This window comes from Candidatus Pelagibacter sp. (assembly GCF_052049835.1).
In the GTDB taxonomy this organism is placed as follows: Bacteria; Pseudomonadota; Alphaproteobacteria; order Pelagibacterales; family Pelagibacteraceae; genus Pelagibacter.
The window spans coordinates 1-3,961 of sequence record NZ_JBNGZF010000015.1; the positions used below are offsets into that span (position 1 = coordinate 1).

Annotated in this window: 4 protein-coding genes and 1 tRNA gene; 3 read left to right on the forward strand and 2 right to left on the reverse strand. The window is 26.1% G+C overall.

Annotated elements, in window-relative coordinates:
* Positions 1 to 211: 211 nt before the first annotated feature.
* A complete protein-coding gene (locus ACTT9R_RS05480; protein WP_440927009.1) occupies positions 212 to 982 on the reverse strand; it encodes an NAD kinase in 771 nt (256 codons plus the stop codon).
* Positions 983 to 986: 4 nt separating this feature from the next.
* Positions 987 to 1,072, reverse strand: a tRNA-Leu gene (locus ACTT9R_RS05485).
* A gap of 98 nt (positions 1,073 to 1,170) precedes the next feature.
* On the opposite strand from ACTT9R_RS05485, the gene ACTT9R_RS05490 reads away from it, so the two are divergent.
* The 3 genes from ACTT9R_RS05490 to ACTT9R_RS05500 form a co-directional block, all read left to right on the forward strand.
* Positions 1,171 to 1,974 (forward strand): HAD-IIB family hydrolase, encoded by an 804-nt coding sequence (locus ACTT9R_RS05490; RefSeq protein WP_440927010.1) that lies wholly within the window; start codon positions 1,171 to 1,173, stop codon positions 1,972 to 1,974.
* Positions 1,975 to 1,985: 11 nt separating this feature from the next.
* Entirely contained in the window at positions 1,986 to 3,206 is a 1,221-nt protein-coding gene (locus tag ACTT9R_RS05495) for a glycosyl transferase (RefSeq protein WP_440927011.1), read from the forward strand.
* 263 nt (positions 3,207 to 3,469) lie between these two features.
* Positions 3,470 to 3,961, forward strand: a 492-nt coding sequence (locus ACTT9R_RS05500) for a hypothetical protein (RefSeq protein WP_440927012.1), incomplete at its 3' end; no start/stop codon positions are given.

Here is a 3,961-nt window from a genome sequence, read left to right on the forward strand (position 1 = left end):
AAAAAAATAATACTATCTTTTATCAAAACATAAATAACTAATAAAAATTTATATCTATCAAAACGAAAGATTGTTACACTGAGAGATGATAGTGAAATTAGAAATCAAAAAATTATATAAATAAAAGCAAATTCAAAATTTAAATTTAATCTTCTATATGATTAGATTATGAATTTTTATAAAAAAATAGAATTTGAACAAAATTAAGTAATCAATTAGTTTCTCGCCTTAGCTGTTCTAGTTTTATTTTTTTTTGCAAACTTCTGCTTTTATCATACAAAAGATTAAACTTGATTTTGCTATTAATCTTTACAACAATTTTTTTTGCATTTCTTACCTCTAAATTATCTGCAACAGCACTAATAGGTCTTTTTGATGGATTTAAATTTTTTATAACAATTTTTGATTTATCTTTAACAATCTTACCTTTCCATCTTCTTGGTCTAAAAGCACTTATTGGTGATATTGATAATTTTTTTGAATGAAGACTTAAGATAGGTCCATGAACTGAAAGATTATAGGCTGTGCTTCCTGCGGGTGTTGACACTAATACACCATCTGAAACTAATTTTTTAATTATTTGTCTTGAACCTTGCTTAATTGACAATGAAGCAGCTTGTCTACTTTGTCTAAGAACAGATACTTCATTAATTGCTATAGATCTTCTAATTTGATTATTTCTAGTTTTAACTACCATTTCTAGAGGAGAAATTGTAACTAAGTTTGCTTTTGTTAAATTTTTTATAATATTTTTTGATGAAAATTTATTCATAAGAAATCCATAATTTCCAGAATTGATCCCATAAAAATGTTTATTGAAATTTTTATTCTTTTTAAGCGTTTGAAGCATGAAGCCATCACCACCAATAACAATAATCAGATTTTCTTTTTTAAAATTATTAGACTTAATTTTTTTTATTAATAAATTTTTAAACTTTAATGATTTCTTATTTTTGTCTGAAATAATATGAAGTTTACTCATTTAGTGGTGCCCTCGGCCAGACTCGAACTGGCACTCCGCAAGCGGCAAGGATTTTAAGTCCTTTGTGTCTACCAATTTCACCACGAGGGCATTAATGAATTTCATGAGTATTTATGCTAATATTTATAATTGAACAAGTCTAATTAGTAAAATTGTTATTTATTAGAATATTTTATAAATATCAATCAATGGAAAAAACAATCAAAGTTTTAATATTTACTGACCTAGACGGCTCTCTGCTTCATAGAGATACGTTTAAATTTGACGAAATAAAAGACTATTTAAAAGAACTAATATCAAAAGGAATTTTTATAATACCCAATACTAGCAAAACTGAGAAAGAAATTTTGCAGTTTAATAAAGAATTAGGATCAAATTTACCTTTTATTTCTGAAAATGGATCAGCTATTAATGGCTTAGAATTATTAAATTTAGACTTACCTAAAGAATTAATTCTTAGCAGAGAAAAAGGTGATCTTTTAAATATTTTTAAAAATATAGTTCCAATAAACCTGCAAAATAAATGCAAATGGGTTTCTGAAATGAATAAAAAAAAACAAAGTTTAGTTTTTGGTTTAGAAGATAAAAAACTAAAGATGGCTTTAAATCGTAAATACACTATTCCATTTGTATTTGAGGGAACCAAAAACCAAAGAAATGAATTATCTAAGATAATTAAAAATGAAGATCTTTATTTACAAGAAGGAGGAAGGGTAATTAATTTAACTGATAGGGTTAGTAAAGCTAAAGCTCTTCAAATATTTGTAAGATTTATAAAAAAAAATAATAAAAATATGAAAATAATAGCTGTTGGTGATAATTACAATGATTTAGACATGCTAAAAAAGAGTGATTTTCCGTGCTTAGTATTCAATGATAAATTCACTTTAGATGAAATTCCTATAAATAATTTAATAACAACAAATAAGCCATCTCCTGAAGGCTGGGCAGATGTGATTAAAATGGCTCTAGTTAAAATAAACAAAAATTAATAAAATTAATTATGAGTGATTTTTCACAAAATGGTATTATTTCAACACTTCATGACTTTGGAACAAAGTCAACAAAACAAATAGAAAAAGAGCTTCTAAGTTTTTCAAAAGAGAGAAAAATGGAACTTATATTACCTTGTCTTTATAGCGAATTAAATGGAGATGCATTACCAAAAATTGTTTCTGAAATTGCTCAAACTAATTATCTACATCACATAATAATAGGACTAGATCAAGCTAATGAAAAACAAGCCAGAAAGGCATGGACATTTTTTGAAAAATTAGAAACTCCATTCACAATACTTTGGAACGATGGTCCGAATTTAAAAAAATTAGATAAAGAACTACAAGAAAAAGCATTAGCACCGAATGAAAAAGGCAAAGGCAGAAATGTTTGGTATTGCATAGGAATGTCTATAGCAAGAAATAGTGCAAGATCTGTCGCTTTACATGATTGTGATATTAAAACATATGATCGAAGAATGTTAGCAAAATTATTTTATCCAGTAGTTAATCCATTGTTTAATTTTGAATTTTGCAAAGGTTTCTATCCTCGGGTAGCAGATAACAAAATGAATGGAAGAGTAGCAAGGCTATTAGTTTTCCCACTTTTAAACGCTTTAGAAAAAACCATAGGTAAAAGTGAATATTTAGATTTTATGAAATCATTTAAATATCCACTAGCTGGAGAATTTTCTTTTAGAAGAAATATTCTCCCAGAATTAAGAATTTCATCAGACTGGGGAATAGAAATTGGAATTTTGTCAGAAATGCAAAGAAATTTTTCTCCTCAAAATATTTGTCAAGTTGATTTAGCTGATACTTATGACCATAAACATCAGGATTTATCTACTGATGACGAAAATAAAGGTCTTTCAAGAATGTCCATTGACATAATAAAAACCTTTATAAAAAAACTTGCTACACAAGGTCACTCGTTTAGTAGAGAGCAATTAAGATCACTTAAAGCAACTTACTATAGGTCAGCACTTGATTTAATTGACGCTTATCGAGGCGATGCTGAAATGAATGGTTTGAAATTTGACTCTCATTCTGAAGAAAAGGCTGTAGAATTATTTTCTAAAAATATAATTAAAGCAGGAGAAGACTTTTATTTAAATCCAATGGATGCTCCATTTATACCGACTTGGAGTAGAGTTAAAAGTGCTATACCAGACTTTTTAATAAGATTAGAAAAAGCTGTTAACGAAGATAATAAGTTTTATCTTTAAAGGATTTTAAGTCCTTTGTGTCTAACAATTTCACCACAAGGGCATTAATAAATTTCATGGGTGTGTATGCTAATATTTATAATTGAACAAGAGTAATAAGTAAAATTTTTTAATTTATATATTTTATGTGTAAAATTATGGTTTAAGTTACTCTGTAAAGACTATTCTTATTGAAGTTTTCTGAATTCAATTTTCTTATGCAAAAACATTATACTTTCTTGGTAAAAAAAATGTGATAATCCAAATTATATAATTAAAATTTTATGAAAAAAAAAGAATTAATTTATTTTCTTACAAGCACATCCTTGATTCTTTTAATCACTTACAGTGGCGTTCTTTATAATTTTTATGTACACCCTACAGAAATTATTGATGATTATGGAAACAAAGAGATTTTATTATTTGGAGACTTAAAATATTTATTCAAAATTATTAACTGCCATAATTTAGGTTTCAATGTTTATTCAGAAAATGATTGTTATCAAGACTCTTATGGATCTTTTATTTATGGTCCTATTATACTTATATTCCCATCTATAGAAAAAAATTTATCTGATTTTGTTGTCGATTATTTTATAGCACCAATTATGATTTCATTGTTTGTTTATCTCAATATTAAAATTTTAAAACCAGATAATTTCCTCAAATACTCTCTGATTACATTAATTTTATTTAATCCTACTACTTTTTTTCTTTACGAAAAATTAAATATAGATATCTTAATTTATATATTTTTATTAACATTAGTATACTAT

Excerpts from the sequence above, each read along its gene's own strand:
- ACTT9R_RS05480 (WP_440927009.1), bottom strand. The coding sequence starts at position 982 with ATGAGTAAACTTCATATTATTTCAGACAAAAATAAGAAATCATTAAAG.
- ACTT9R_RS05490 (WP_440927010.1), top strand. The coding sequence starts at position 1,171 with ATGGAAAAAACAATCAAAGTTTTAATATTTACTGACCTAGACGGCTCT.
- ACTT9R_RS05495 (WP_440927011.1), top strand. The coding sequence starts at position 1,986 with ATGAGTGATTTTTCACAAAATGGTATTATTTCAACACTTCATGACTTT.